Origin of the sequence: Microbacterium sp. DT81.1 (assembly GCF_049844955.1) — a bacterium.
Lineage (GTDB): Bacteria > Actinomycetota > Actinomycetes > Actinomycetales > Microbacteriaceae > Microbacterium.
Window position 1 is genome coordinate 1 of the sequence record NZ_JBNCMA010000027.1, and the last position, 898, is coordinate 898.

1 protein-coding gene is annotated in these 898 nt (G+C 65.5%); it reads right to left on the bottom strand.

Features of this window, described 5'->3' with window-relative positions:
* Positions 1-16 precede the first annotated feature (16 nt).
* Positions 17-898, bottom strand: an 882-nt coding sequence (locus tag ACLQ2Q_RS22190) for an IS30 family transposase (protein ID WP_425824071.1), incomplete at its 5' end; no start/stop codon positions are given.

The window sequence follows — 898 nt, forward strand, 5'->3', positions numbered from 1 at the left end:
CGGCGGATTCAAGCGGTCATCGCAACAGCACGTCCCCGATGACTTCGTTGGGGGTTTGGAACTCTAGTCGTTTGCGTGGACGGTCGTTGAGTTCGGCGGCTACCGCGTCCAGGTGAGCTTCGCTGAAGCCGGCGAGCGGCGTGCCTTTCGGGAAGTACTGCCGGAGCAGTCCGTTGGTGTTCTCGTTGATGCCGCGCTGCCAAGGTGAGTGCGGGTCGCAGAAGAACACCTCGATGCCGGTGTCGATGTGGACCTGTTCCCAGTCCCGCATCTCCGGTCCTTGATCCCAGGTGAGGGTGCCGCGCAGCTGAGCGGGGAGCTGCTGGATCTTCCGGGCGAGCGCCGGCGCCACCTGGTCCGGCTTGTATCCGTCCGGGAGCGGCACCAGCATCGTGTAGTTCGAGGACCGCTCCACGAGGGTGCCGATCGCGGACAGGTTCCCCGCTCCGATGATCAAATCGCCTTCCCAATGCCCGGGAATCGCACGGTCTTCGACCTCGGCCGGCCGCTCAACGATGTTGACCATGTTCGGGATCCGGTTCTTGCGCTGCCCAACCTTCCGCGACGGGTGACGCAGTGCCCGACCGGTGCGCAAACACCGGGTCAGCTCCTGCTTCAACGCCCCGCGGGACTGCACGTAGAGCGACTGGTAGATCGTCTCCGCGCTCACTCGCATCTCCGGGTCATCGGGAAAGTCCCGACGCAAACGACCGGCGATCTGCTCCGGCGATCGGCGTTTGGCCAGGTCCTGCTCCACTCTGACACGTAGCCGCAGATTGGTCGCCAGCTTCGCCGGCTTCGGCCTACCCGCCCGTCCCATCGCGGTCACATGCGCCACCGATGCGCGATATCGGCCACGCACCGTGTTGCGGGTCAGCTCCCGCGACACCGTCGACGG